Here is a 25,352-nt window from a genome sequence, read left to right on the forward strand (position 1 = left end):
TTCAAGGGGCGGATTAAAGTAGTATTCTGTCAAATCTCTGAAACATCAATATACCAGACGCAGAACAAAGGTCCGCTTGCTACTGCCGTCGGGCAGTATGATTAATTTGGATACATCAGGATTCCACTGATGTTCAGCGATCCTGTCAATAAAATCCACACACTCTGTAAAACTTCCCTGCGTTTTCAGAAACACTCGATAGCGTCCCGAAGAACCGGTTTGGGTTGTCATTATAAGTTTGGTTAGATTTGCATCCGACATCAGTGCGTTCAAAGTAGAATTGATTGCATTGGAAGTAATATTCGTTCCGCTGCCGGCGCCTGAATTCTGAATCTGCAATCTCCCGGACAACAGCACGGTATTTCCAACATCAGAAGACAATGGATTTAACGTGAGATAATCGGGGCTATTTGCAGACAACCCGCTGTAAAATGCACGGATACTTTCGGCCGATCCGGTTACCTCGGCCGAAATGGAATAAGGATCAAGAATAAACGTACCCAGCGAGATATCCTGCGTCATGGAATGGTTAAACGCAGTAACAACGCGTGATAATGAGCGGACCACATCTGTAGTTGATGTCGGCTGCTCTTGATCGGCGGCTTGTGTCTGTGTCTGTTGCTCGGTTGCGGCCTGTTGCGTTTCCTGTTGAATTTGCTGTTCAGTCTGCTCCGGCTGTTCCACAGGAGATTGATTCTGCGGTTCAGCCGTCTGTTGAGCCTGCCGCTCCTGCTGCCGGGCGCTCTCTTGTTCAGATGTTTGGCCAAACTGATCCAATGAAAGCGATTTGCTCTTGTCGTAAAACTGGGTAAAGTAGATCACCGCAAACCCGACCAAAAGCAAAAACAAGGTTACCCAGAAAAGCAGGGGGGTCTTTTTTCTAGGAATGTTAGGTGATTTTTGGGGAGCAACATCAGCTTGATACTCTTCGTCCAATTCCGACGAATCATAAGGCTCTTCTTCAAAGCTCTCATTCTGAACATCAAATTGCTCTTCTTCGCGCTTGTCCCGTAATAAATTCATCTAATTCCCTCCCGTATCTTCAAACACCATACCCACAGCGGCCAAAAATTTCTCGGGTGTGTTTTTAGCATACTCTTCGGCCTCAAGATTAAGTTGCCGATTCAGCGCTTCAAACGAGTCGGCCTTTTTCACGCTTTGGTCCACTGTTTGCTGAATTGTGCTAAAGCTGCCTTTATCAAGCGGATGGCCGGACAGAAACAGCGCCTTAACATCTGATTGATCCAATCCGTTATGTTCGCAAAGATTTTGCACCGCATTCACAATAACTGAACCTGCAGTCTCTTCATTATCAGCCAGGGCATCTGCGCTCAACTGAGTGTCCACAAAAAACGAGGAAACAAAGGTTCCGTTTTTGAGCAGAGCAAGCTGGAAATACAAGCCGTCATAATGTACCAGCACGTTAATGCCATTCATCGCAGAGCCGCCAAGCCTGTTCAGCGCTCTCAATTCCGCAGTCAGGTCAATATCAATGGATTTGAGAGACACCAGAGATTTTTTAAAAATATCCTGCACATAGTGAATGACCGACTTGCGAAGGGCAGCAACAATTACAGCGCTTTTACTATTGTTCTGCGAATAGATCTCAAAACCTACATTATAGTGATCGCGCGGTGAAATCAAAGATTGTTCAAGTTCCCATTCAATATGGTGTCTGATATCCTGGTCCTGCAAGGCGGTTTCCATTGGAAATGACTTGATCAACGCCAGATTCTGATACAGAGACAAACGGACATCGCGCGCATGCAGACTGGAACTGTCCACAGTGTTATCTATCAGAGTTGCAAAGTGGGGAATCAGCTCAGAATTTTTAAATGCATTGGCATCAAGAGGCACATCCAATTTAGTCTCTGCTATATTGGTGATGCTGGGAGCATCCTCCCACATTTCGGCCTCTACAAATTGTATTGCATCACGCGAAAAACTCACACCCAGTATAGAGTTTTCATTCATCACAGATTCTCCCCACTTTAATTTGTTTCACTGGTCCCAAGTCTTTTCTCCGGTTTCCAGGCCGCCATGATTTTCGATATTCAGTCCGCCCAGCACATGCAACTTGAAATTACCGCGAATAGAATCCACATCAGAAGAATCAATCGGACAGTAGATATTCACAAATTTCGGAGTGGTGTCATTAAAAGCCTTGATTTCGTACAGTTCAGATGTTGTGGGACACCTGCTCATATTTTTTAGTGTAACCAGGGCAAAGGAATCAATTTTTTGTGAAAATTCGGGCACAGATCTCAGAGAATCAAGGATAAATGTTTCTGTGGTATCAAGATCGAATTTTTTCGCATATTTCCAAAGGGAGTCGATGAGGGTTTTCACTTGAACTTCCTTTTGCACCGTCATCACAGAATCGGCGTTTTCTTCAACCAGTGAATCCGGAACCAACGAGTCGGTATTAATGGTCATCCTATAATCGGATTCGTGGAAAAAATTGATCACATCATTTCCAAGCGTGGTATCCAGTTTGGTAAACAGGCGGAGATTCTGATGGGTCGTATCGTCCAGGATATGATTGACAACATGTGACAACGTATCGGCGTATACCAAAGAATCATCCAGATAGGTTATCTCGGCCCAGTATATGTGCCACATGTTTTCACGACACAGATTTGTGTTGTGTTTTTCTGTATCCCACACTTTGGCGGGGTAAGAAATAGTAAAATAAAGGGCAACAACAAGCAAGACAACCAGAATTTCATAGACGATTGATCCTTTGGGCCGCAATACTTTTTTCTTTTTCGATTTCGTATCGTCAGACATCGTTCCTCCTACAAAGTAAAAGTTATTTTATGCAAATTTGTGATTTTATATTATCAAACGTTACAGGACCTATACCTTTTATTTTTTTCAGATCTTCCGGACGTTTAAAAGGACCGTTTTCATTTCGGTAATCTATTATCTTTTGCGCCGTCATCGGACCGATTCTATTCAGCAGCTGAAGTTCACGGCTGTCAGCTGCATTGATATTAATCTGACCGGTTAATGCTCTCTTATGGTTCTCCGTATCAATATCGGACTGCGGTTCAACTGTTGCTTCAGAACGGGATTTCTCTTGAAACTCCCGCACAATCTGCTTTTTTTGAAGCTGCCAGTTTACATCCGGCTTTGACATAACACGATTTCTGGCACTATTGACCACCAATCCGGCAGCCAGGGCTACCAACAACATTAAAATAAACTGCTGTTCTCGCCTTGTAAATCCAAACATGAGATCAGGCAAACGCCTCTTTTACACGTTCAAAAAAAGATTTATCATTTTTGGGAGGGTACATGTTCTCAGATTTGGCAATTTCTTTTAGCGCCTCTTTGTCTTCCTGGCTCAGTTTTGTGGGAGTCCAGACATGCACCTTTATCAGCTGATCTCCGTGATGATGAGAGTTTAAATCCGGAAGTCCTTTTCCTCTCATCCGCAGAATTTTACCACTTTGTGTACCGGCAGGTACAGAAATGGTAGCTTCGCTGGAAATCGTCGGCACCTTGATATCAGTGCCCAAAGCAACGTGGGGAAACCCGAGTTGCAGATGGTAAACAATATCATTGGCGTGCCGTTCAAAATAGTCGTGTTTCTTTTCTTCGATCACCACCAGAATATCACCATTGGGACCGCCATGCGGACCTTTGTTGCCTCGATTGCGCAATCTGATATACTGGCCCTCTGCAATTCCTGCCGGAACATCGATTTCTATCGCTTCTTCACCGCGGATGCGGCCATCACCATGGCAATCCGGACAAGGTTTATCAATAATTTGTCCCTCTCCCCCACAACGTTGACAGGTTTGAGACACACTGAAAAATCCCTGACGATACGCCATTTCACCGCGCCCATTGCAGGCTGGACAAGTGACCTTGGATGTTCCTGGACTTGCCCCGCTGCCGTCACATGTATGACAGTTTATGTGTTTTTTAATTTTGACTTTTTTAGTCACACCGGTGGCAATTTCTTCAAGTGAAAGCTTTAGTTTAATCTGCAGATCAGCCCCGCGTTTTTGCGCAGAACGGCGACCTCCGGAATCCGCCCATCCCAAAGATATCTCCGAACCCTCCGCCGAACACTTCGCGAAACAGGTCGAACGGATCGGAAAAATCCTGTCCAAATCCACCAAAACCGCCGCCCGGTCGCTGACCGGCGCCGGCTTTGCCGAAACGGTCATACTGAGCGCGTTTCTGAGGATCGGATAAAACTGAATAGGCCTCACCCACTTTTTTAAAGTTCTCTTCAGCTTCTTTATTACCCGGATTTTTATCCGGATGATATTTCATCGCCAGCGATCTATATGCTTTTTTTATTTCATTCGCAGACGCGTCTCGTTGAACACCTAATATTTCATAATAATTTTCACTCATATATCAAATATAAATCCTGTTCATACTCGTAAATAATTCATTGGTTCGATTGATTAATGACAAAGGTCATGGTCTCCGCCATAAACTTTACAAGAGAAATAATCTTGGCATATTGCATCCGTGTGGGGCCCAAAATACCAAGTTTTCCCTGTATCCCGTCGATTTCATATGTTGTTGTGATCAGACTGCAATTGCGCATCAATTCTTCTGCATTTTCATCACCAATCACAATGGAAACACCGTCTTCCTGATGAACAGAGCGTGTATTCAGCACCCGAACCAAAACATCTTTGCGGTCCAGCAATTCAAGCATTTTTTCCATCTTTTCGGGTGTCCCAAACTCGGGATAACTGAACATATGACGCGCACCGGAAAGGTGGAATCCCGCTTCTGTATCCAAATCCACCAGTTTCCGAGTTCGTCCTTTAATTGCCTCAAGGATCACTCTTTGTTTTTCATCAAAATCCGAAAAAATATCATTAAATGAATTAATAAATTCGGATACAGTCAATCCGTGTATCCGCTCATTGATCACCTGAGTCAACTCGGTTAAAAAGCTCGAGGAAATATTGTTTTCAATTTCCACCATCACGGTTTTTATCAAACCGGATTGAATATTCAAAATAAGCAGCACCTTTTGATGCGAAATCGGCACCAGCTCAATGCGATTCAGGACACCTTTGTGGAACCGGGGAGCGAGTACAATTCCCAGCTGCCAGGACACATCGCTCAACACATCAGCTGCCCTGGCAGTAATGTGATCCATATCCTGGGCAAAGCGCTGCAAACGTTCAAATATAGCCTGCTTCTTTTCTTCGCTCAACAATAACGTTTGCTCAATACTCTCTACATATTTTCGATAACCAAAAGTCGTTGGCACCCGTCCCGCCGAGGTGTGCGGCTGAGAAATTAGACCTTTCATTTCAAGATCAGCCATAACATTGCGCACCGTAGCTGCGCTGATCTTTAAACCGTAATGTTTGGATAAATAACGAGACCCTACCGGTTCGGCTGACGAGATGAAACCGTCCATCAACGACATAAAAACCTGATTTTCTCTCGCTGTAAGTTCAATTTTATCCATAACTCAATGACATACAATCCTAGTTTAGATAATAGAAAATAATATTCAAAATAACGATTTTTCAAAGCCTTGTCAAGTGAAATTTACTTTTCAGAACTTGCAATTTCATGATTATAAAAACCGCTTTACAGCCATCAAACTGCCCAAATAACCAAGGAGAATCCCCGCGCCCGCCACCGCCAGCAGGTATTCAAGGGGAAAAAATAATGTGTTCCGCCATTGATGCTGAATAAATGCTACAATCAAATAGATCAAACCGGCAGAAATAGCTCCACCGCACAAGCCTTGTATCATACCTTCGATCAAATACGGACGCCGGATAAATCGCCGCGTGGCTCCAACCAACTCCATTGTCTCTATGATTGTTCTCCGGGCCATGATAATTAAGCGAATCGTATTTGAAATCACAAATAGAGACCCAAAGAAAACAACAATACCCAGGAGTAAAAGCACAGTTCTGGAAACTCTTGAGACCTTGAGCAATACATCAATACCGGAAACACTATGCAGCGCTTCATCAATTCCGGCAAGTGCATCAAGATTTGCTGCAACCTCTTTAACCGTTTCTACATTTTTATGTTCCTTTTTTAATTTTACAACAAAGGAACGCGGCAACGGATTTTCATCCAGCAAATCCAGAAAATCATCACCGAATTCTTTCTGGAATTCTGCGGCCGCTTGCTGTTTGGAGATATACTGAACAGACTCGACAGTTTGAAAGCTCTCAACGTTTGACTTTAGATCCTGAACTTCATCCTGAGACAATGTGTTTGAGATAAAGGCCTGGATATCATACTCGGCATGCAGCAGGTTCACCAAACGCTCGGTATTGAAAAACACTATGACAAACACAGAGATTACAAAAAGCAAAAAGGCAATAGTAAAAATGGTTATTGCATTGGACAAGCGGGCGCGTTTGAAACCATCGAACGCTTCCCGCACGCTGTAAAGAAAGCCGGTCATCAAAGCAATCTTCCCTGTTCGATTCGTTCTACCCGCCCGGTATAAGGTTCAACCATCCTATAGTCATGCGTTGCCAGTAAAACAGAGGTGCCGCGCGCATTAATACGGCTTATCACATCAAGGATTTCTTGGGCCGTGACGGAATCCAGATTACCGGTCGGTTCATCCGCCAGCAGTATGTAAGGTTCATTGACAATGGCGCGGGCAATGGAAACTCGCTGCTGCTCTCCACCCGACAGTTCCTGGGGATATTTATGAGACTTGTGACTCAAACCGACATCAGCGAGCGCGCGAAGAACCAACCGTTTGATATTTTTACGTTTACGACCTAACACCTGAAGGACAAATGCTATATTATCAAATACATCCCGATCATGAAGCAATTTAAAATCCTGAAACACAATTCCAAGATGACGTCTCAGAAATGGAATCTCCCGGGGACGGATAAATAACGAGTTATAATCTCCGACAATGACATGCCCTTCCTCGGGCCATTCTTCGAGGTATATGGTTTTGAGAACAGTTGATTTTCCAGCGCCGCTGGGTCCAACCAAAAAAACCATCTCACCCGATGACACCGTGATTGAAATACGTTCGATCCCGTCACCAGTCGGATAGGTCACTTTAACATTCTGAAGTTCAATCATAGTTGTTTTTGCAGTACAGAAGTGCACACGCTCACAATCTTCTATCATGGGCTGGAAGGTAAAATCACGATAAGAGCCCAACAATTTAAAGGGTGAATCAAATACCATATTCCGCACAGTGTTCAGAGCCCGGATACGCTGCCGGTGGCGCTCTGTAAAAACATGCTCCGGATCATTTTTAAATTTGATTTCGAAATAATTTTCCTGAATCCCTTCATCAAGAATATACCGGCCTTTTCTCACATAAGATGCATCAGAGAACTGATCCCGCTTGTAGAAATCAGCAAAATCGCTGATCGAATTATAAACCGTACTGACATCAAAGATAAACAATCCGCCGTCACACAACGCTTCATAAACATGATTCAAACAAACTTGCCAATCCTTTTTCAAAATCAAATAGTTCATACTGTCATAGAGCGAAACAATCACAGCACAAGCGCGGTTCACCGGAGGATAGCGAATATCCGTGCAGAAGAAAGAATGACCAAAAGGTTGATCATAATACTTTTGTCTTGCTTTCTTGAGCATAGGCATCGACGTATCGCATCCCATAACCCCCCATCCGCGCTCTGCCAATTTGCTGCATAACGTACCGGTGCCACAGGAAAAATCCACAATCTGTTCTCCATGAACACTATGACGGTCTATAATCTGCTCCACATATTCGGCCCATTTCTCATAATCCACATGACTCATCACCCGGTCATAAATCTCTGAGAGCTTTGAATACGGAGGCACTGCGATCTTTTTTCGCCGTTTGGGTACCATAAACATCTGATACAATCACGAATCGTTGCTTATCGTCTTGACGTGCACTTTACGAGTGCGCGGACCGTCGAACTCACAAAAATACACAGACTGCCAGGTACCCAGGACCGGACGCCCGTTTTCAATGATCAAGGTCAGAGACGGCGAAACCAATGAAGATTTAATATGCGCCGCCGAATTTCCTTCCATATGATGATAGCCATCATTGAACGGTACAATCTTGTTAATTTCCATCGTCATATCTCTGACCACATCGGGATCAGCGTTTTCATTGATAGTGACGCCAGCCGTTGTATGCGGGACAAATACAACACATATACCATTCTCAAGTCCCTCCGCCTTTATCGACTGCCTCACCTCCCGGTCCATATTGATAAATTGCACTTTATCGCGTGATTTAACCTGAAATGTTTGCATATATGCCTCGCTCCTTTGCTAATAACAGTCAGCATTCAGACAAGATAAGAGTTTTATTTTCCAATCCCAAACAGATACAACAAAGAAATGACGGCATTTGTTGCTATTTAAAGAGATTGAAGCGTAAGACGCACCAAATCGCATTCAACCCATCTCGCCATCCAATTTTTTTGCCTTCGGAATAATCGCGACCGTAATATTGGATAGGCACCTCGTATATACGCCATTTTTGTTTTGCCACTTTTGCCGTAAATTCAGGTTCAAATCCAAATCGATTCGATTTAATCTCAATACCATCAATCACCGATTTCCTAAAAACCTTGTAGCAGGTTTCCATGTCGGTCAAGTTTAAATCTGTAAACATATTTGACATGAGTGTTAACAATTTATTTGCGACAGAATGCCAAAAAAATAAAACTCTGTGTGTTTCACCAATAAAACGAGACCCGTAAACCACATCAGCATGGCCTGTAATAATGGGATAAACAAGTTTATAATATTCATTGGGGTTGTATTCAAGATCAGCATCCTGAATAACAACAATATCTCCAGAAACATGCTTAAAGCCGGTGCGCAGGGCGGCTCCCTTGCCTCTGTTTATAGTGTGATAAAAAACTTTTACGTTTACAAAAGCCTTTTCTATCTCTATTAACTTTTCCCGTGTACCATCCCTGGAAAAGTCATCCACCAATATCAACTCTTTATTGATATCAACAGCTTGAATCGCGTCAACAATTGTGTTTATTGTTTCAAATTCGTTGTAAACTGGTACAACAACAGATAATAAAAAATCTTTGACTTTATCATTTTTAGCAAAGGATACGGCTGGAAATAAGCTCATATCAATTGTTTCTCCGCAGTGAGGACACTTTCGTAAAGATTGCATATTGAATCAATCCTCGTTTATCTCATCGATCCAGAGCAAACCGCAAACAAGTCTTTCTTTGTAAAGATACAAAGCCTGTTTCTTTATTCAAAGACCAAAGTTGTCTTCAAGATCTGAATTTTCCATTTCCGGGATGGACCCGTAAAATTCACAATCCGAACAGGACGAACCCGTCATTTTGCAAACAATATAAAAGCCTGTTCAGCTTTATTTTACTGTTTCTGTTGAATTATTAAAGCAAAGGTAAGATGAAAATTATGATCACAACAAAAGAATAACTTGTTGTTTCCAGACTGTGCCTGGAGCCGGGAGCAACAGGTTCTGGATAAAATATTCTGGAAACACATCATTCATCTGTTGCCACTTCAATTCCAGCTTTTGCAGGACCCAAATCTCTTTGAGCCCGGAAATACTTTACGGCGTCATTTCTGTCGTATTTCCTTTTGATTTTTGCACCTGTTCTTTGTCAGTCAATGCTTAAATGCAGCGCTTGCGTTTATCCAGCATGCGCAGGATAGGACGTTCTGTTTTGAACAATACAAACAAAACAATCAACAATGATATGGCTGTCCATACCCCGGTTTCAACATGAAAAGTTAATCATTCCATGCTTTCATCTTTATTTCATACTCAAAAGGAAGCAAATGGCAGCGGCAAGCAGAGCAACACTTTCGATCATCGTTACAGTGATGATTATAGCGCCGCAAATATGCCAAGCGAACGGACGGTATCCTCTATGGCCATACCCGCCAGCTTGCCAATACCGCAGGGCGCCTGATTGTAACTAAATCGACTCTGAGACCGCCAGCTATTGCAAATTGCAACCCCGAATCAAGACATGAACCCAGTCTATCTTTTTGTTTCCGCTCCACACAAGATATCTACTCTAAGAGGTTATATTTTCCTGCGAGTCGTCTGGTTGCGTGTTATACGTATTCGACATTGAACACTCACCGTCAAACTGTGCACCTTCATCAATGACTAAAAGTTTTGTGCTCAGATCACCGTTAAACACAGCGCTGCTTTCCAAAACGGTATGCCCATCAATATTTACAGTGCCGTTCAGATAACCACCGAGCACCAGTTTCTTAGCGGTCACATTACCGGTAACCCGGCCTTCTTTACCAATAATGACCGAGGCCTGTGTGTGGATATCACCTTTCAACTCTCCGTCAACACGGACAGTTTGATTAACTTTGAGATTCCCTTCGCAATAGGAATCTTTACCTAGAATTGTGTTTAAATTTCCGTCACGTTCATTAGAGTTTTTCATTGTGTCATCCAAATTTTATAAATCCGAAAATGCCAGTAAAAATTGTTTGGGATCCAATAACTTGCCGTCTTTCCAGACTTCGAAATGCAAGTGGGGAGCAGAACTGATACCGGTAGAGCCGACGAGTGCGATCGGTTCTCCCTTTTTAACAAATTCTCCGCGTCGTTTTAACGAAAGCTGATTATGGCCATAATAGGTGTAGAATCCGTTGCCGTGATAAACAATGACCATATTACCCAAATCATATGTCCAGCCCGAAAATAAAATCACACCGTCGGCGGCGGTTTTCACCAGAGTACCGCGCTCAGTGGCAATATCTACTCCTTGATGCTGACGTTCATCCTTATAAATTGTATTGGAAAAATCCCGGGTAAACACCCCGTCAACAGGAAGCATGGTGGGGATGCTCTTTTCAAGATCATGAACCACGCTTTTGCTTTGCTTCAAAAAATACAGCTTATTGCGGGCAACTGACTGCAGCTCATCTTCCGACATAGAGCCGGACTGATTGTATGAAGATAAATTAGCGGGAATCACCGAATCTTCGCGGTCCACCAATTCGGAGGACAAGGCTTCTTCAGCCTGAGACTGCAATCCGAGGGCAACACCGACTTTGCTTTGAAACTGTTCAAGACTTTCAAACTCGGACATGAGTTCATTGATGCGATTATTATTTTCTTCAAGCTGTCGATTTATCACCAAAAGTTCATCCCGACGCCTGTCAAGACGATAATAAAGGCCATAAAAAACGATCCCGGCCAGTATATGGACAACCAACACCACAGCCATAATTTTAGCAATTTGCAGCTGAAAATTGGTTATACTGTAGGACCGGGGTTCATCCTTGTCATCAGGTACAATGAGCAGTTTAATGCTTTTTCTATGTTTTCTTTTTGATATTGCCATAACACCTTATTCATGCATTATTGATAAAAGCCGCTCCAGATCATCATCTCCATAGTACTCAATCTCGATCACGCCGCCCTTGGTCTTGGGTTTGAGTTTAACTTTGGTAGCCAGTTGCATCTGAAGCCGGTTCTCCGCGTCCTCAATATAGGGAGAGCGCGGTTTTTCCAGCTTTGCTTTTCGGTCATCCGGTTTTTGGGCGCTGCGCACAGCCTTTTCAACCTGACGCACCGACAAATTTTGTTTAATGATTTTATTCCAGATATCAAGCTGAGTTTCAGCGTTATCCGTACCGAGCAACGCGCGGGCATGTCCCATGGAAATATCGCCGTTCTGCGCGCTTTTTTGTATTCGCTTGGGAAGTTTTAACAAGCGCAAAAAGTTCGTGACTGTCGCCCGATCCTTACCCACTTTACGGGCCACCTGCTCCTGAGTCAAATCGCACTCATCAATCAGACGTTTATAGCCGTTGGCAATATCTATGGGATTTAGATTTTCCCGGTGAATATTTTCAATGATGGATAGCTCCATCATATCTTCATCATTATCAATATTCAGAACATAGGCGGGAAGCTCCTCAAGGCCCAGCAACTGCACTGCCCGGAGTCGCCGTTCACCAGCGACAAGCTGATACTTTCCTTCATAAGGACGCACGGTAACCGGCTGCACCATTCCTTTTTCAGCTATTGAATTGGCGAGCTCGTCAATTTTTTCAGAATCGAATATTTCCCTGGGTTGAAAAGGATTGGCAGATACATCACGGACATTGATGAAATGAACAGCTTCCGCTTGTTTCGGGGAAGATTGATTCTCCTCAGGTTCCTCCAGGCAAGAGTGCAGAAAGCCCTCTACCTAGCGCTTTTCTGCTTTTCGTCATTTTTTATAATTTCCTCCGCCAAATTCATATAAGTCTGAGTTCCCTTGGATACGGCATCGTACAAGATGATCGGTTTACCAAAACTGGGAGCTTCGCTCAGTCTGACATTCCGGGTAATCACAGATTCAAAAACCCGGCCGTCAAAATATTTTCGAACGTCCTCCATCACCTGTCTTGACAGGTTAAGACGCGAATCGTACATGGTTAAAAGCACACCTTCAATAATCAGCTTTTTATTCAAATTCTTCTGAACCAACCTAATCGTATTCAACAACTGTCCCAAACCTTCCAGGGCATAGTACTCACACTGAATCGGCATCAGCACAGAATCCGATGCAGTAAGAGCGTTCAACGTCAAAAGTCCGAGAGAAGGCGGACAATCAATCAGTATATACCGATACTGATCACGCACCTTTTTTAGTGCTCTGGAAAGTTTATATTCACGCGAAATCGCAGATACCAATTCGAGTTCCGCACCAACCAGATTAATCGAAGAGGGCAGTAATTTTAGATATTCCAAATCAGTATCAATCACGATTTCTGAAGGATCAACTTCATTGATCAAGCTGTCATACACTGTCTTTTCAAGATTCTTTGAATCAATACCCAGACCGCTGCAACTGTTTGCCTGCGGGTCAATATCCACAAGTAACGTAGGATATTCAGCGACAGCAAAACAAGACGCCAAGTTGACGGACGTGGTGGTTTTCCCGACTCCACCTTTTTGATTGGCTATGGATATTATTTTGCCCATTTGGGCACGGTCCTCCGTTTTAAGAGTTATTTTATAATATAATTTTTTATAAAACCAAAATCAATAAAAACTTTTACGCTCAGCCCACTTTTTATTAACACAATTAACTAATTTATTTATATTTACATTATTTCTTTTTGATACAGTTTTTTACAAATATGCACTGATAAAATCGATCGGTTTCTCTATCTTGAATCCTTTTATTTGCACAAAGGTTCCATAAATAATACATTTAAAAAGCAAACGTTCAATGCAATCCGGACAGATTACATTTCCTAAATCAATTCCGTTATGCAAACGCTAAACATAAAAAGCGGAATAAATTTCTTAACGGGACTGTTAATTTCACCTAAAGGATAGATAGGTTTTAATTATTAAAGTACGAAGGATTTTATGAATGTGCTTATAATTTACAGCAGCGCCTTCGGCACTACAAAAAAATAGCCTCTCACATTGCGTCAAATTTGCAGGAGGAATCAGAATTTTCTGTAAAACTGCAGTCCGTTGATGAAACCGGCTCGCTTGATGAATTTGATACAATTATCATCGGAAGCAGTATTCGCGCCCATCGTATCCTGGCTAATGTCCGCGATTTTATGGCCAGACATAAAAATGATCTGAACGCGAAAAAAATCTTTTTTTTCGTCGTTTGTCTGACAGCAAAATGTGATGAGGGCCGTTCCAAAGCCAAACGAAAATACATTGATCCTGTATTTCAGAAATATCCAACCATCAAGCCGATTTCAACCGAAGCATTTGGCGGCAAAATTGAAACAGACAAATTCAACCCTGTCATGAAAAATTTAATGCGGCATGTTGTCGATCAGGCCGGACTTGCTCAGGACAGCAGCATTGACCTGACAGACAGAGAACATGTAGATAACTGGACTGAAACCATTAAACAGAAACTCCATAAAGTCAGCGAATCATGACGGGAACATACATCTGCGCTTGCGGGAAATAGTACCCTGTTTCGGGGTTGGCTTTTTTTAAATATGTTTTTAGCATTTCGCAATTTTTACACGCTACCATTCCGGTTTTTCGGACAAGCTCCGGATCAAGTTCGGATAAGAGCACAATTTGCACAGCTTCAGTCTTTTCTTTCAGGGCCAGAGCCGTATGTCCGTTAATCTGATAATTCTCAAGCAAGGCAGCGGCCATATTTTTTGACGAGCCATGGTCAAAATACGGCATAAAAGTACGCGACCCGACACCTTGCCTGCACTGCGCTGCTATCACTAAAACTCCGCCGTCTTTAACCGCTTGAAATGCGTGATGAATGCTCTTATGGGTTTGAATTAAATTGATATCCGTCGGCTCTCCACCGGCAGAGGCCACCACGATATCAGCTTTCTCTTTAATCGGAATAGAGTAAAACCGCTCAACCTGATCACATATTTTTCTGTGTTCTTCCAGCACCGGACCGCAAAGGCTTTTTATAATAGCCCCATTGGGGGCAACGAGCCACTGCAACGAAATCCAGTTGGGAACAAACTTTACAATTTGCCGCAAATCCTGAAAAACAGGATTCGTATTTAAATTCCCCTCCCGGCATCCCGGATGAAAACGTCCTTTTCGGGCATCAATTGTTCGCTGATGGTTACGCCGAATGGTTTCGTGCCCCGATGTACCCGGCAATATCATTTTGGCCCCCCCGCCGAATCCCGCAAAATAATGATACAACACCCCTCCCAACGTAATCACCAGATCAGCATTGACCACACGTTTATTTAACATGATTGGTGTATGACCGTCCGTTTCTCCAACTTTGACAAGCTGGTCATCATCCCGGCAGTCATGCTGAAATACCGGATATCTTTGCCATATATTCTCGGACAGCAATTCCCGAATGACGGATTCATCCTGCAAAACATGACTTCCGTTGGCCACAAGTATTTCGACACGAGTCCGGACCTTTTCTTGCAGCCGTTGAAGTAAAGCCGGCAACACCTGATCAAGACTGCACCTGCGTGTATGATCCGGCACAACAAGCAATAACTTGTTCACCTTTTGTTCGTAGACCTGTTGCACGCATTTTTCAATACACGCATCGATCTCACTGTCCCGAGATTCGAAAGCCATGGTTTCCGGTTCCAGTATCTTCCAGGTCACATCATTTAGCTTGCAAGTCAGCCTCCCCCTTCCATAAGGCAATGAGAATGTCATATATATTCTTTTCTCAGTGTCTCCAATCTCTGGATATGTTCTTTCTTGTCACCAATTATCCCTTCAATCACATGAAAATATTGTTCATCCAATTCCGGTTTCAACTTTTCACACAAGTTTATTGAATTTTTTTCTGTCTTGATTGCATAAGTAAGCGCTTCGCGATCCGAGACGCTTGAAGCGATAGAAAGGGCAGAATCTTCATTGGGGAAAAGCGTATTCAAATGATTTTCATCAAAAGTTGCCTCTTCCTCAGGTATAAAGCCGTCTTCAACCTGTTCCTCCAGAGCATCCCGGAGTCTTGCCAATTCTATTTCATGCTCTTTATCCTGCTCGCCAATCTCTGCGGCCAGTTTCTGCAGTTTTGAATTTCCGGTCGAATCAGCCAGTTCGCTGAAAAAAACAGTACTATTTCTCTCCTCATGGAGGGATATATCCAAATATTCAATAGCCTTTAATAGCGTTTTCAACGTTAACCTCTACTTGTGTTCACTTGATTGTAATATTTGCCGACCATGCCCTTCCGCTTTAACTTTGTGAAACGCATGATCGATAATACCTTGTTTGTTAATGATAAAAGTCTTACGAATCATCCCCATACAAGTCTTGCCGCCCCGCTTTTTCTCACCCCACGCTCCAAAAGCCTGAGCCACCTTATGATCCGCATCGGTGAGCAATGGAAAGTTTAATCCGTATTTCTCTATAAATGATCTGTGTGATTTTGCGCTGTCACCACTCACACCCAGCACAACAGTATCAATTTCTTGAAAATCCGAATGTGTATCTCGGAACGAACAGGCTTCTTTGGTACATCCGGGAGTGTTATCCCGGGGATAAAAATACAAAACAATCCGTTTTTTTCCTAAAAAATCATTCAAGGAGACAATATTACCATCCTGATCAGGTAATTTGAAATCAGGTACTTTATCTCCTTGTTTTAATTGTTTTTCACTCATATCACCTCCTTTTGTATTAAAAAACATTGTGAGGGGGGTAAAAATTCCGTACCTGCATTTGAAAGCTGCATCCAAGCTCAAAAGATGTACAATCTTCAGAAATCCGGATTTGATCTCATTTGAAGGAGATTTTGCGAATTCGGTATGTCATCGAATGATTAATAAATAAATCCAAGACCGATTTTTCCACAGCTGATTCCCAGCAGCATTCCCGCCAAAACATCGCTGGTATAATGTACACCATTATAGATACGCGAAAACCCCACAAGTCCGGCGAAAAGATAAGCCGGGAGCCAAACCATCGAATAGAATCCGCTGATTAATGTAGCCATGATAAACGCACCTGCTGTATGTCCCGAAGGAAAACTAAAACGATCCGGTGGCCGAATCAGTGATTTTATATTTGCCAGTGCTTCGAAGGGTCGCAATCGATGTGTAAAACGTTTGACAATAATGTAGACAATCGTTTCCAGGGAAAAGGCAATGAACGCGGCTTGCAAAAAGTCAAGCCCCAATTCCCGATTGATCCAAAACAAAATAACAGCTATGCCCGCATAGATATATCCATCTGCGGCTCGGGAGACAAGATGCATAAGATTATCAATTTTCGGTTTACCGGTCCAGCGATTCACTTTGATACTCATCCAGCGGTCCAGAACCGAGATCTTGTGTATTGTTCTTTTGAACACGTTAAAATATACGAATAGAAATACCAAATTCAAAACAAAAGCTCCCGAGCAAATTCATCGGGAGCTCGATTTTAAAGGTATACGCGGAACCTACATTTCGGTTTCCGTAATTCTTTCAAATCCCTGAGGCGTTTCGAATGTGGAAGGGGGTAAAATAGCGGATTCGATCAGGGTGACCGTATCTACGGTCTTGAACAGCAGATTAGACTTTTTCTCTCCCGCGCCTGTCACTTTTTCTGCTAACTTTTTCGACAAACCTCCGAATAATTTGTTCACAGATGGCGCAGATGTGCCGGAGGATTCCTGAGATTCCGTTTTTTGGTCTACATTCTCAGTCATGTACTCTGTTTCAGAAAGCAAACTCAGTCCTTCAAGTTTTTCCTTTTCGTCCTGCAGTTTTTTCATCGCTGTACCCAGCTGAGGATGTGAAGCCGACAAGCTCTCATAAACATCTTTCATTGCCTGCTCATCGCTCATCCCACCAACTTGCCGTACAAACTTTTCCTGAAACTGTTGAACCTGTTTATATCCGGGTACGCTCTTGCTCATCCATTGAATCGAATTAACTTTCAGGTCACCGGACATCTCGGCGGTTTCATGCTCCCGAGTTTCGGTAGCTTTCACACTCAACTTCATTTCAAGAACAGTTTTTGATGCTTTATAGCCCGAGATTTCTTTGGTTTCTCCAGGCTGCTTGACATCGAGATCAAATGTGTATTCAACCTCTGTATCCTGTTTTTCCTTCGCCTGCTGTTGTTCTGTTTTCATGTCTTCAATACTCTGCTCCATCATATCCTTGTAATCCTGGAACGAAAATTCAGTAAACGTTTCAGCCTGATAGTCTACATGGATCACTTTTTCATTCTTCAGATCAATAATTGTCGAAAAAGTCAACTGCCCCTTTTCGTCATAATTATCAGATCGGTGATGGGTGTCGTCGTAATATTCTGCAGTCCGGGTGGGTTTGTTCGCTCCTGCCATTTTCATGACCAATCCCAACGCTCCGCTGAATTCGAACCGGGTTTCACGTTCTATTTTCAGATCCGCGTAAACCGAATTCGCCCCGGCGAGCACTGCAAGGGCACAGACAGCAAACAACAATTTTTTCATATTCACTCCTCCTTGTTATTATCTTGATTATAACGCAATATATGAAAAATAATTCCCGGTTGATATATTTTTTTTATATTTTCGAGGGCTTTTGGGAATAATACTCGTATACAAAGTATCCCCCCAACACGAGGACCCCCAAACCGGTATGAAAATAGAATGTAAAGAACCTCCACCCTGCTGTCATCAGGCCAATGACATCATGAGGGATAAAATGCATATAAACAAAATAAAATGAGGCTTCAGCCCCGGCAGCGGCCCCCGGTGTGGGGATAAAAGTCATCAACGAAAAAGTTACCCATTGAAACAAAAACAGCAGAACCGGGTCGACTTGAATACCGACTGAAATCAACAAAGCCGTTATAACAGAATAGCGGCAGATCCATTGCACAGCAGTTAACAGCATGCTCAAAGCAAACAGTAGCTTACCCGTCTTTCCAATCAACGTGTAAACATGCAAGAAATCTTTTACAGCGTTTGACAGCATAGTATACAATCGGGACAGCCATGAATCAGATGGTTTTTGTTTTTGTTTCCATTGCTGCCATACTATATAGATCAGCAAAACCAGCAAAAGAACCGCCACACCCGCTACAACAGCAATATTATTCTTAAAACGGTGTAAAATCTGCAAGATCGCCGGCATATCCCAACAGGATGTATAAATAATCGAAGCCGGGATTGCAAACATAAAGAACAATCCATCCTCAACGGATCCCAGTGTCATTAATGATGTCGAGGCCCCTACTGACAGTCCATTGCGTATAAGCATACCGGCCTTGACATAACCTCCACCGATTGCTGTGGGACTTATTGCTGAACCTAAATCCGTACTGATGATAATTTTTAAAATATTGGTAAAAGAAAAATGTTTCCCAAGGAAACGGGTCCATATCATAACCCGCAATGTATTGGTAAGCCAGGGTACCAGGGCCAGTAATGCGGCAAGCAGGACATACTTGAATTGAATTTCATTCAACGAATCCCAGACTGTCATTTCCGTAGTCATCAGGGAAAAAACAATATTCCCGAACACGCCGACAAGTAAAACCACAGCTAATATCCGAAAAAGCCGACTGAACTCAAAATCGTCGCTCTTTAATTCAGATATTTTTGTTCTGATATACTTTATCATAAATTGAAAATAATCGTTCAAAGGAAAAATTCCATGAATAATTCTCTTGGACCAAAAGTCGGGCATTTTCACCACGTCTTCGAAATCCGTCATTAGATAATTCCCAGAGTTTTTCAGCAAACGAACACGCACTATCCGGTTCAGATAGAATCCCGACTGGCTCGGTGATGCGCTCGCGAAGCGCTCCGGCGTTTACTCCGCATACCGGCAAACCGCTGGCTTGCGCCTCAAGAACAGACAATCCAAATGTCTCATGCGGGCCGGCCGTACAATAAATATCTGAAGAGGCAAGCAGCGCAGCAAGCCGTTCACGGTCAGTTTCGTAAGGTAATAAAAAAACACGCCCGTTTGTCGCAGCGGCATTGCATAAATCAAACAAGGGCCCGTTGCCGATCAATAGCAGTTTAATCGGACTATTCCGAGCCACTTTATTAAATGATTCCAAAAGCATAGGAATACGTTTCTCAACATCCAACCGCCCATGATAAACACACAACAGATCATCATCTCTGACACCCAATTCACGTCTGATTTTGAAATTTCGTTTTATCGGTGAAAACAGATCTGTATCAACCCCGAGATAAACACGTTCAACCCGATGAATGCCATCGCGTTTCAGTGTAGAATAGAGTTCATTCGAAGAGGTGATGGTGACGTTGCACTGGTTGTAAATGAAACGAGAATAAGCCGTACTTGCGTCCTTGAACCGTTCTCCGATTCGATTCCCGAATCGCTTTGTAACAACCGGTTTCACATAAGCTGTCGGAAAATCCGTATGATAAAACCCAATCAAACCGCACTGATGCTGTTTACGATGCCGGAACACCGGAATCGGCAACACATACGGACTGCCCAACTCAATAATGTCCGGTTTTTCCATCTGGAGAATCCGCCGAACACGATTCAAGTGCCAGATAAACCGATAAGGCTCACACCCCGGAATGAGTGGCGCGGAAATATAATAGGTCACTCCATCCGCTGTTTTAACAACCTGATTGTTCTCACCCGGGACAATAAGCACATGCGAATGGGAGGTTTGACGTTTTATATACTCACGTTTTGCATGCAAATATGTACGTATGCCACCGCTGCTCGATGTGTAATTCTGTGTTAAATCACATATTTTCATTCTGTATCTTGATAAAATTTCGGATTATTCCGGATCATTACCGGTATGATTGTCTTTATTAAGCAGCATTCAAACGAAATGACTGATGCTCGCTTATCACCTGTCTGTAGCTTTCAACAAGCCGGTTATTAATCGCTTTCCAGCTGTATGTTTTGGCGGTTTTTTCAGCCTGCTGGATCAACTGCTGCGCCAGTTGCGGACGAGTCAACAACCTGTCTAATTGATCAGCAAAATCAACGGGGTCTTTGGGATTGGCAAGCAGACCATCTTTGCCATGTGTGATAATATCCGCAACGCCTCCGGCATTCACTCCCACAGCGGGAATGCCTGAAGCAAAGGCCTCTAAAATCACATTCCCGAACGTCTCTGTTGTAGAGGGAAATGCAAAAATATCAGAGCTGGCATACCAGCTGGCAAGCTTCGGACCGTGCACAAAGCCTGTAAAATGGGCATCAGGCAAGCTCTTTTCAAGCTCCGGGCGCATGGGACCGTCGCCGATGATCACCAGCTTAAAATCGCGGCCACGTTGTTTTAAAACAAGGTTTGCAGCTGCCAAGTCATCCAGGTCTTTATGATTAATCAAACGGCCGACAAACAGCAGGATCGGTTTCTGGTGATCCAGTACTGAATCTCGCAATTCACTGCTTCTGAATTTGGGTGAAAAACGGTCAAATTCGATACCACGCTGCCACAGTTCAACATTATTAATATCACGATTTTCCAACTCGTTGACAGAACTCGGTGATGGTGCATAGGTTCGCATACACTGGTTATGAAACCACTGCAGATAATTCCAGCCGATTTTCTCGAGCTTTTCTAATCCAAAATAGCGGAAATAATCGACAAAATGTGTGTGATAGCTGGTCACGACAGGAATATCATTTTTCTGTGCATAACGCAAGCCATAAACACCCAGAGGCGTCGGAGAAGCAATATGAATCAAATCCGGAGTATATTTTGCACATTTTTTATCGATTCCGTCGAAATAGGGCAAACCCATCTTGTAATAACTGTACAGAGCAAACGGAACAGAGCTTACCTTGGTCACTTTATCATGCCAGGAATAAGACTCGTCCGGCTTGATTGGACTGAAAAAATGAAAATCTATTTGTTTCTCCAAAAGAGAATCTGTAAGATGACATAGCGTTTTAACCACACCATCCGTATTGGGAGGAAGACTTTCCGTGAAATATGCAATTCTCATAATTCCCTCATCCAATAATTGATAAACTCATTTTTGCGCAAACAACTCCCAATGCCATACCGGCAATCACATCACTTGGGAAATGCAGGCCGTTATAAATTCTTGAAAATCCAATCAAGGCTGCGATCAAAATAAATGGCAAGGTCAGCGCGGGCATAAATGTGGAAAATATCGTCGCCATAACAAATGCCGCGCTGGTATGACCGGATGGAAAACTGAATTTATCCGGCGGATGCATCAGAAAGCGAATATTCGGAAGTATTTCAAACGGCCGGTTGCGCCTGGTTTTGTTTTTCAATATTTTATAGAGGGTTAGCTCCAATGCGAAAGCAAACAGTAAAACAGGCACAATCTGAATCGCCAGCGCGGTATTAACAATAAAAAGAACAATCCCGACCAGAGCATAGAAATATCCGTCTCCCAAACGCGATAATCCGTACATCACAGCATCCAGCAAAGTACGCCCGTTCAGTCTGAATATTCTCAGACAAAGGGCGCAGTCCCACTGAACCATGGTTGTTAGAAATACTTTCATATTCACTCCCTGTTTAATTGGGAAAAAATAGGAAATAAATATTAGTATAAAATAAAGGAGGTGTTAAAAGATGGGAAATTAAATGTAAAGCGGCCAAAGGCAGGAATTGGCAAACAACCTAGTCAAACGCAGTCGCCCGATCGGGATTTTTCAGGTGTTTGCGAATTTCATCAAGGTGCCGTTCATGGGTCCGGTTTTCGGACAGATCCGGAAGTTGATCAAACTCAAAAAATCCGACATCCGGTGTTTCATGACTGGGTGTTGCTTCACCACTGATAATCTCGCAAAGGAAAATAACCTTAAAAGCATGATAAAGCGACAAAGGGCGGCCGGAACGGTTTGCATCATACACGGCAATGACTTTACGGGTTTGCACGTTAAAGCCGCTTTCTTCCCACACTTCGCGCTCCACCGCTGAAGCAGGAGAATCGCCCACGTCGGCCCAACCGCCCGGCATACACCAGCGTCCGTCGGTCTGCTCCTTGACAAGAAGAATCTTACCGTCACGCAAAACAGCGCCGCGTACATCAATCTTGGGTGTGGCATAACCGATTTGATTGACGAAACTCGCCTTGCTCTCTGCCCCGACATCTGCATACTCTTCAAGGATTTCTGTCGCCAATTCAGCCAGTCGTGTGTTGCGTTCGCGGTCATACTCGTTATGCGCAAACGCCAGACCAATTTGACTGATCGCCTGAATTTCTCTGGCCCATTTTAACCATTTTGGAATTTTATTTCCAGTCATTGCAAATTTACCCTTGTTTTTCTCATTTTAAAATACAAATTTAATCACAAACATCACAGTACTAAATAAAACCTAAATTGAGCGATTTTAAAACAGAACAAAATAAACTGGCTCAAAAGGGAGCCAGTCATGTCTATTTGTGTAAATTCTATTCTGTTTTCATGTTACAAAAGTCTTTTTACCTGTTTTTAAAATGAACTATGCCTAAAAACATGAAAAAACTAACATTAGGGCGTATCAATCCTGTGAAATAAAATTTTCTGGAAACATTTTGCTCTATGTCATGAAAGCTGGTTTTTGTTCGCGAATCGCCTGCCATAAAAGTGGAATTTTTAATGCATCATAAGTAGCTTGGGTGACTTTCAAGATTACCTGTTGACTCGTCGATATTATCTTGACAGCAAAATCAATTACAGTCCGGCGAAAAGTGCTGGGATAGCTCGTAACCGGTAACACATCCTGGGTCATATCACGCTTGAAAGCTTCGTATAGAAAATGACTCATCAAAAAAATGTAATAAAAGGCTCTGTTCATTCCAAAGCCTTTAAAGGGAAGCTGCTCGCATACGACAAAATCCTTTTGTGAACGATGAACAAGTTCACCCTTGCCGCGACTATGATCCAATTCAATGATCTTTTCCGCCTTTAAATAGTCATCGCCAACTGCCTGCACCAGCTTTTCATCACATTCTTTATTCTGGCCAATGTTTGTATAAATCACATTGTCCGGTCGAGCAAAATCAAAGGTCATCTGGCCATTATCTTCGGTTTCTTGTGATGTGAAAATGCATCGCCGAAATGTAGACCACGTGTCAAGCCGGTTACCAAATTCAACAAACGACCACGACATTTGATACAAGTGAAATCGATCAACAGGAACTTCTTTAACATATTGTTTAATACCCTTATAGAGCTTTCCGCTGCACGCATAATGAATGCCGAGGCGTTCTTCAAAAAATCTGAAATTCTTATCATCTAAAAAACCGCTGTCTTTAAGCAGTATGATTGGCACATCAGCATAATGGGTTCGAATCGCTTTGACCAAACGTCCAACAGCTTTTCTCAAATCTGTCCCATGATTGCAGTGCACATTGCCAGGACGGAACAATGCATCCACCACATAAGGCCCCCAGCTGATTTGCAGCGGCTGAAAGCCCTTTTTCTTCTTATAAGTTGGCTTAACGCCTTGACGTTTTTGGGCATCGTCATTGTCAAAGACCACCGTATCAGCGAATAATATGATCACTTTGGGCTTTTCAACATGAAGGCGCCAGATAAAAAGCTTGAGCAAAATAGAACGAAAGAGCCATTGTCCGACAAAACCAAGTCGGCGAAACATTCTCTTTATCTGATGCGATGTCGCCATGTGCCAAGGCTCATTCTCTAGGAGCGCGGCATAAGCGTCGTCGTTTTTACGTCGATCAAAGCCTAACATGGAACGGTCGGTGCCATCAATGAACCAGCCCACAACTTGTTTAATAAACTGAAAGCAACTAATGCCCTTGGCCGAACCTTTTAGAGAACCAAGACATTGTTCGAAAAGCTTGAAAAAACCAATGTTTTCGACATATTTGATAAAGAAAAACAGGCCGCCGCGCCCGCTCATTTTTTCAGTTGTGACCTCGATTTTTGAAATTTTTACTTGCTTTGAATTGGTTTTTTTCTTCATATTATTGTCACCTTTTGGGTGCGTGGATTGATTTTAGTTGATTTTGTCTTAATTAAAATAATAACAATCCATTATAATCCCAAAAGGTTTTTTATTTTTCGAAGAATCGCTCAGTTTAGGTAAAAATCGTTTTTGACACAGAAAGGACACGTATGCGTAAAATCGGATTTATAGGTCTTGGTATTATGGGAACCCTATGAGCCTGAACCTGATCAAAGCCGGTTACAATCTGGTGGTATGGAACCGGACAGCGGAAAAGATGAACCCTTTGACAGATGCAGGAGCACAGGCAGCTTCATCGCCCCGGGAGGTTGCAGAACAATCAGACATTATCATCACCATCGTTTCGGATACTCCCGATGTCGAACAGGTTATCCTGGGAAAAGCGGGTGTGATTCACGGCATCAGGCCGAAACATATTGTCGTCGATATGAGCACTATTTCTCCCATTGTCACCCGCCGCATTTCCGATGAACTTGAAAAGCATGATGCAGCCATGCTTGACGCACCCGTAAGCGGCGGCGACACCGGAGCCAGAGCGGCTACCCTGGCTATTATGGCCGGCGGCCCAAAAGAAGCCTTCCAAAAGTGCCTGCCTGTCTTTAAGGCGATGGGGAAAACCATCACGCATGTCGGTGAAAGCAGTATGGGACAGACTGTCAAACTCTGCAACCAGATCCTGGTATCGGTCACCAATATGGCGGTTTGCGAGGCGGTCAGTCTGGCTCGCAAAGCCGGACTTGATCCACAGACCATGATTTCCGCAACAGAACACGGCGCCGCCGGCTCCTGGCAGCTAAGCAACCTGGGTCCCCAAATGACAAAACGTGATTATCGTCCGGGATTTATGATTGATCTGCAGCAAAAGGATTTACGGCTGGCACTGGAACTGTGCCGGGAACTCAAACAGCCGACACCGGCCCTCGGTCTGGTGCATCAGCTGTTTACCGGATGCCAGAGCAATGGTGAGGGCCGGGAAGGAACTCAGGCCCTGATTAAATCTCTGGAGCGACTGGCCGGGGATGAACCCGGAACCTGATCTGACTTTTTCAAAAACGACAAG

Annotated in this window: 28 protein-coding genes; 2 read left to right on the plus strand and 26 right to left on the minus strand. The window is 43.3% G+C overall.

What is annotated here, in order from left to right; all coding sequences use genetic code 11:
• Positions 1-45: 45 nt before the first annotated feature.
• The 15 genes from U5R06_17425 to U5R06_17495 form a co-directional block, all read right to left on the minus strand.
• The gene (locus U5R06_17425; GenBank protein ID MDZ7724526.1) at positions 46-1,023 is read right to left on the minus strand and encodes a hypothetical protein; all 978 of its coding nucleotides are present in this window, start codon (positions 1,021-1,023) and stop codon (positions 46-48) included.
• A complete protein-coding gene (pilM, locus tag U5R06_17430; GenBank protein ID MDZ7724527.1) occupies positions 1,024-1,974 on the minus strand; it encodes a pilus assembly protein PilM in 951 nt (316 codons plus the stop codon).
• Positions 1,975-2,001: 27 nt separating this feature from the next.
• Complete coding sequence (locus U5R06_17435) at positions 2,002-2,790, minus strand: hypothetical protein (GenBank protein MDZ7724528.1); 789 nt, start codon at positions 2,788-2,790, stop codon at positions 2,002-2,004.
• Between the two features lie 22 nt (positions 2,791-2,812).
• Entirely contained in the window at positions 2,813-3,238 is a 426-nt protein-coding gene (locus tag U5R06_17440) for a ComEA family DNA-binding protein (GenBank protein MDZ7724529.1), read from the minus strand.
• Positions 3,239-3,242: 4 nt separating this feature from the next.
• Entirely contained in the window at positions 3,243-4,055 is an 813-nt protein-coding gene (locus U5R06_17445) for a DnaJ C-terminal domain-containing protein (GenBank protein MDZ7724530.1), read from the minus strand.
• The gene (locus U5R06_17450) at positions 4,003-4,374 is read right to left on the minus strand and encodes a DnaJ domain-containing protein (GenBank protein ID MDZ7724531.1); all 372 of its coding nucleotides are present in this window, start codon (positions 4,372-4,374) and stop codon (positions 4,003-4,005) included. The genes U5R06_17445 and U5R06_17450 overlap by 53 nt, the downstream gene beginning before the upstream one ends.
• 37 nt (positions 4,375-4,411) lie before the next feature.
• A complete protein-coding gene (gene hrcA / locus U5R06_17455; protein ID MDZ7724532.1) occupies positions 4,412-5,458 on the minus strand; it encodes a heat-inducible transcriptional repressor HrcA in 1,047 nt (348 codons plus the stop codon).
• A 111-nt stretch (positions 5,459-5,569) separates the two neighbouring features.
• A complete protein-coding gene (locus U5R06_17460) occupies positions 5,570-6,421 on the minus strand; it encodes a permease-like cell division protein FtsX (protein ID MDZ7724533.1) in 852 nt (283 codons plus the stop codon).
• Entirely contained in the window at positions 6,421-7,845 is a 1,425-nt protein-coding gene (locus U5R06_17465; GenBank protein MDZ7724534.1) for an ATP-binding cassette domain-containing protein, read from the minus strand. The genes U5R06_17460 and U5R06_17465 overlap by 1 nt, the downstream gene beginning before the upstream one ends.
• Before the next feature lie 9 nt (positions 7,846-7,854).
• Entirely contained in the window at positions 7,855-8,256 is a 402-nt protein-coding gene (locus U5R06_17470) for a secondary thiamine-phosphate synthase enzyme YjbQ (GenBank protein MDZ7724535.1), read from the minus strand.
• Positions 8,257-8,359: 103 nt separating this feature from the next.
• Complete coding sequence (locus U5R06_17475; protein MDZ7724536.1) at positions 8,360-9,097, minus strand: glycosyltransferase family 2 protein; 738 nt, start codon at positions 9,095-9,097, stop codon at positions 8,360-8,362.
• Between the two features lie 931 nt (positions 9,098-10,028).
• Positions 10,029-10,415, minus strand: coding sequence for a polymer-forming cytoskeletal protein (locus U5R06_17480; GenBank protein MDZ7724537.1), 387 nt, complete (start codon positions 10,413-10,415; stop codon positions 10,029-10,031).
• Positions 10,416-10,430: 15 nt separating this feature from the next.
• Complete coding sequence (locus U5R06_17485) at positions 10,431-11,321, minus strand: M23 family metallopeptidase (protein ID MDZ7724538.1); 891 nt, start codon at positions 11,319-11,321, stop codon at positions 10,431-10,433.
• A 6-nt stretch (positions 11,322-11,327) separates the two neighbouring features.
• Positions 11,328-12,161 (minus strand): ParB/RepB/Spo0J family partition protein, encoded by an 834-nt coding sequence (locus U5R06_17490; GenBank protein ID MDZ7724539.1) that lies wholly within the window; start codon positions 12,159-12,161, stop codon positions 11,328-11,330.
• Between the two features lie 8 nt (positions 12,162-12,169).
• Entirely contained in the window at positions 12,170-12,952 is a 783-nt protein-coding gene (locus U5R06_17495; GenBank protein MDZ7724540.1) for an AAA family ATPase, read from the minus strand.
• 440 nt (positions 12,953-13,392) lie between these two features.
• On the opposite strand from U5R06_17495, the gene U5R06_17500 reads away from it, so the two are divergent.
• A complete protein-coding gene (locus tag U5R06_17500) occupies positions 13,393-13,884 on the plus strand; it encodes a flavodoxin domain-containing protein (GenBank protein MDZ7724541.1) in 492 nt (163 codons plus the stop codon).
• Here the strand turns inward: U5R06_17500 and larA are convergent.
• From larA to U5R06_17555, 11 genes are all read right to left on the minus strand, one after another.
• Positions 13,871-15,118: a nickel-dependent lactate racemase gene (gene larA, locus U5R06_17505; protein MDZ7724542.1), complete on the minus strand. Its 1,248-nt coding sequence runs from the start codon at positions 15,116-15,118 to the stop codon at positions 13,871-13,873. The genes U5R06_17500 and larA overlap by 14 nt on opposite strands.
• A complete protein-coding gene (locus U5R06_17510) occupies positions 15,115-15,558 on the minus strand; it encodes a hypothetical protein (GenBank protein ID MDZ7724543.1) in 444 nt (147 codons plus the stop codon). The genes larA and U5R06_17510 overlap by 4 nt, the downstream gene beginning before the upstream one ends.
• Positions 15,559-15,597: 39 nt before the next feature.
• On the minus strand, positions 15,598-16,074 hold the full coding sequence (gene bcp, locus U5R06_17515; protein ID MDZ7724544.1) for a thioredoxin-dependent thiol peroxidase: 477 nt from the start codon (positions 16,072-16,074) through the stop codon (positions 15,598-15,600).
• Positions 16,075-16,232: 158 nt separating this feature from the next.
• The gene (locus U5R06_17520; protein ID MDZ7724545.1) at positions 16,233-16,796 is read right to left on the minus strand and encodes a phosphatase PAP2 family protein; all 564 of its coding nucleotides are present in this window, start codon (positions 16,794-16,796) and stop codon (positions 16,233-16,235) included.
• A gap of 57 nt (positions 16,797-16,853) precedes the next feature.
• Complete coding sequence (locus tag U5R06_17525; protein ID MDZ7724546.1) at positions 16,854-17,873, minus strand: hypothetical protein; 1,020 nt, start codon at positions 17,871-17,873, stop codon at positions 16,854-16,856.
• A gap of 73 nt (positions 17,874-17,946) precedes the next feature.
• Positions 17,947-18,927 carry a lysylphosphatidylglycerol synthase transmembrane domain-containing protein gene (locus tag U5R06_17530; GenBank protein ID MDZ7724547.1) on the minus strand — a complete coding sequence of 327 codons (981 nt, stop codon included), beginning with the start codon at positions 18,925-18,927 and terminating at the stop codon, positions 17,947-17,949.
• 49 nt (positions 18,928-18,976) lie between these two features.
• A complete protein-coding gene (locus tag U5R06_17535; protein MDZ7724548.1) occupies positions 18,977-20,137 on the minus strand; it encodes a glycosyltransferase in 1,161 nt (386 codons plus the stop codon).
• Between the two features lie 58 nt (positions 20,138-20,195).
• Positions 20,196-21,341 (minus strand): glycosyltransferase family 1 protein, encoded by a 1,146-nt coding sequence (locus U5R06_17540; GenBank protein MDZ7724549.1) that lies wholly within the window; start codon positions 21,339-21,341, stop codon positions 20,196-20,198.
• A 7-nt stretch (positions 21,342-21,348) separates the two neighbouring features.
• Positions 21,349-21,876, minus strand: a complete 528-nt coding sequence (locus U5R06_17545; GenBank protein ID MDZ7724550.1) for a phosphatase PAP2 family protein — start codon at positions 21,874-21,876, stop codon at positions 21,349-21,351.
• Between the two features lie 118 nt (positions 21,877-21,994).
• The gene (locus U5R06_17550) at positions 21,995-22,621 is read right to left on the minus strand and encodes an NUDIX hydrolase (GenBank protein MDZ7724551.1); all 627 of its coding nucleotides are present in this window, start codon (positions 22,619-22,621) and stop codon (positions 21,995-21,997) included.
• Positions 22,622-22,897: 276 nt separating this feature from the next.
• A complete protein-coding gene (locus tag U5R06_17555) occupies positions 22,898-24,289 on the minus strand; it encodes an IS1380 family transposase (protein MDZ7724552.1) in 1,392 nt (463 codons plus the stop codon).
• A gap of 196 nt (positions 24,290-24,485) precedes the next feature.
• On the opposite strand from U5R06_17555, the gene U5R06_17560 reads away from it, so the two are divergent.
• On the plus strand, positions 24,486-25,328 hold the full coding sequence (locus U5R06_17560; protein MDZ7724553.1) for an NAD(P)-dependent oxidoreductase: 843 nt from the start codon (positions 24,486-24,488) through the stop codon (positions 25,326-25,328).
• Positions 25,329-25,352: the final 24 nt, after the last annotated feature.

This window comes from candidate division KSB1 bacterium, assembly GCA_034521575.1.
Taxonomy (GTDB): domain Bacteria; phylum Zhuqueibacterota; class Zhuqueibacteria; order Residuimicrobiales; family Krinioviventaceae; genus JAXHMJ01.

Coding starts and splice junctions, on each gene's coding strand:
- U5R06_17425 (MDZ7724526.1), bottom strand. CDS start 1,023: ATGAATTTATTACGGGACAAGCGCGAAGAAGAGCAATTTGATGTTCAG.
- pilM (MDZ7724527.1), bottom strand. CDS start 1,974: ATGAATGAAAACTCTATACTGGGTGTGAGTTTTTCGCGTGATGCAATA.
- U5R06_17435 (MDZ7724528.1), bottom strand. CDS start 2,790: ATGTCTGACGATACGAAATCGAAAAAGAAAAAAGTATTGCGGCCCAAA.
- U5R06_17440 (MDZ7724529.1), bottom strand. CDS start 3,238: ATGTTTGGATTTACAAGGCGAGAACAGCAGTTTATTTTAATGTTGTTG.
- U5R06_17450 (MDZ7724531.1), bottom strand. CDS start 4,374: ATGAGTGAAAATTATTATGAAATATTAGGTGTTCAACGAGACGCGTCT.
- hrcA (MDZ7724532.1), bottom strand. CDS start 5,458: ATGGATAAAATTGAACTTACAGCGAGAGAAAATCAGGTTTTTATGTCG.
- U5R06_17460 (MDZ7724533.1), bottom strand. CDS start 6,421: ATGACCGGCTTTCTTTACAGCGTGCGGGAAGCGTTCGATGGTTTCAAA.
- U5R06_17465 (MDZ7724534.1), bottom strand. CDS start 7,845: ATGTTTATGGTACCCAAACGGCGAAAAAAGATCGCAGTGCCTCCGTAT.
- U5R06_17470 (MDZ7724535.1), bottom strand. CDS start 8,256: ATGCAAACATTTCAGGTTAAATCACGCGATAAAGTGCAATTTATCAAT.
- U5R06_17475 (MDZ7724536.1), bottom strand. CDS start 9,097: ATGAGCTTATTTCCAGCCGTATCCTTTGCTAAAAATGATAAAGTCAAA.
- U5R06_17480 (MDZ7724537.1), bottom strand. CDS start 10,415: ATGAAAAACTCTAATGAACGTGACGGAAATTTAAACACAATTCTAGGT.
- U5R06_17485 (MDZ7724538.1), bottom strand. CDS start 11,321: ATGGCAATATCAAAAAGAAAACATAGAAAAAGCATTAAACTGCTCATT.
- U5R06_17495 (MDZ7724540.1), bottom strand. CDS start 12,952: ATGGGCAAAATAATATCCATAGCCAATCAAAAAGGTGGAGTCGGGAAA.
- larA (MDZ7724542.1), bottom strand. CDS start 15,118: ATGACATTCTCATTGCCTTATGGAAGGGGGAGGCTGACTTGCAAGCTA.
- bcp (MDZ7724544.1), bottom strand. CDS start 16,074: ATGAGTGAAAAACAATTAAAACAAGGAGATAAAGTACCTGATTTCAAA.
- U5R06_17525 (MDZ7724546.1), bottom strand. CDS start 17,873: ATGAAAAAATTGTTGTTTGCTGTCTGTGCCCTTGCAGTGCTCGCCGGG.
- U5R06_17535 (MDZ7724548.1), bottom strand. CDS start 20,137: ATGAAAATATGTGATTTAACACAGAATTACACATCGAGCAGCGGTGGC.
- U5R06_17540 (MDZ7724549.1), bottom strand. CDS start 21,341: ATGAGAATTGCATATTTCACGGAAAGTCTTCCTCCCAATACGGATGGT.
- U5R06_17545 (MDZ7724550.1), bottom strand. CDS start 21,876: ATGAAAGTATTTCTAACAACCATGGTTCAGTGGGACTGCGCCCTTTGT.
- U5R06_17550 (MDZ7724551.1), bottom strand. CDS start 22,621: ATGACTGGAAATAAAATTCCAAAATGGTTAAAATGGGCCAGAGAAATT.
- U5R06_17555 (MDZ7724552.1), bottom strand. CDS start 24,289: ATGAAGAAAAAAACCAATTCAAAGCAAGTAAAAATTTCAAAAATCGAG.
- U5R06_17560 (MDZ7724553.1), top strand. CDS start 24,486: ATGAGCCTGAACCTGATCAAAGCCGGTTACAATCTGGTGGTATGGAAC.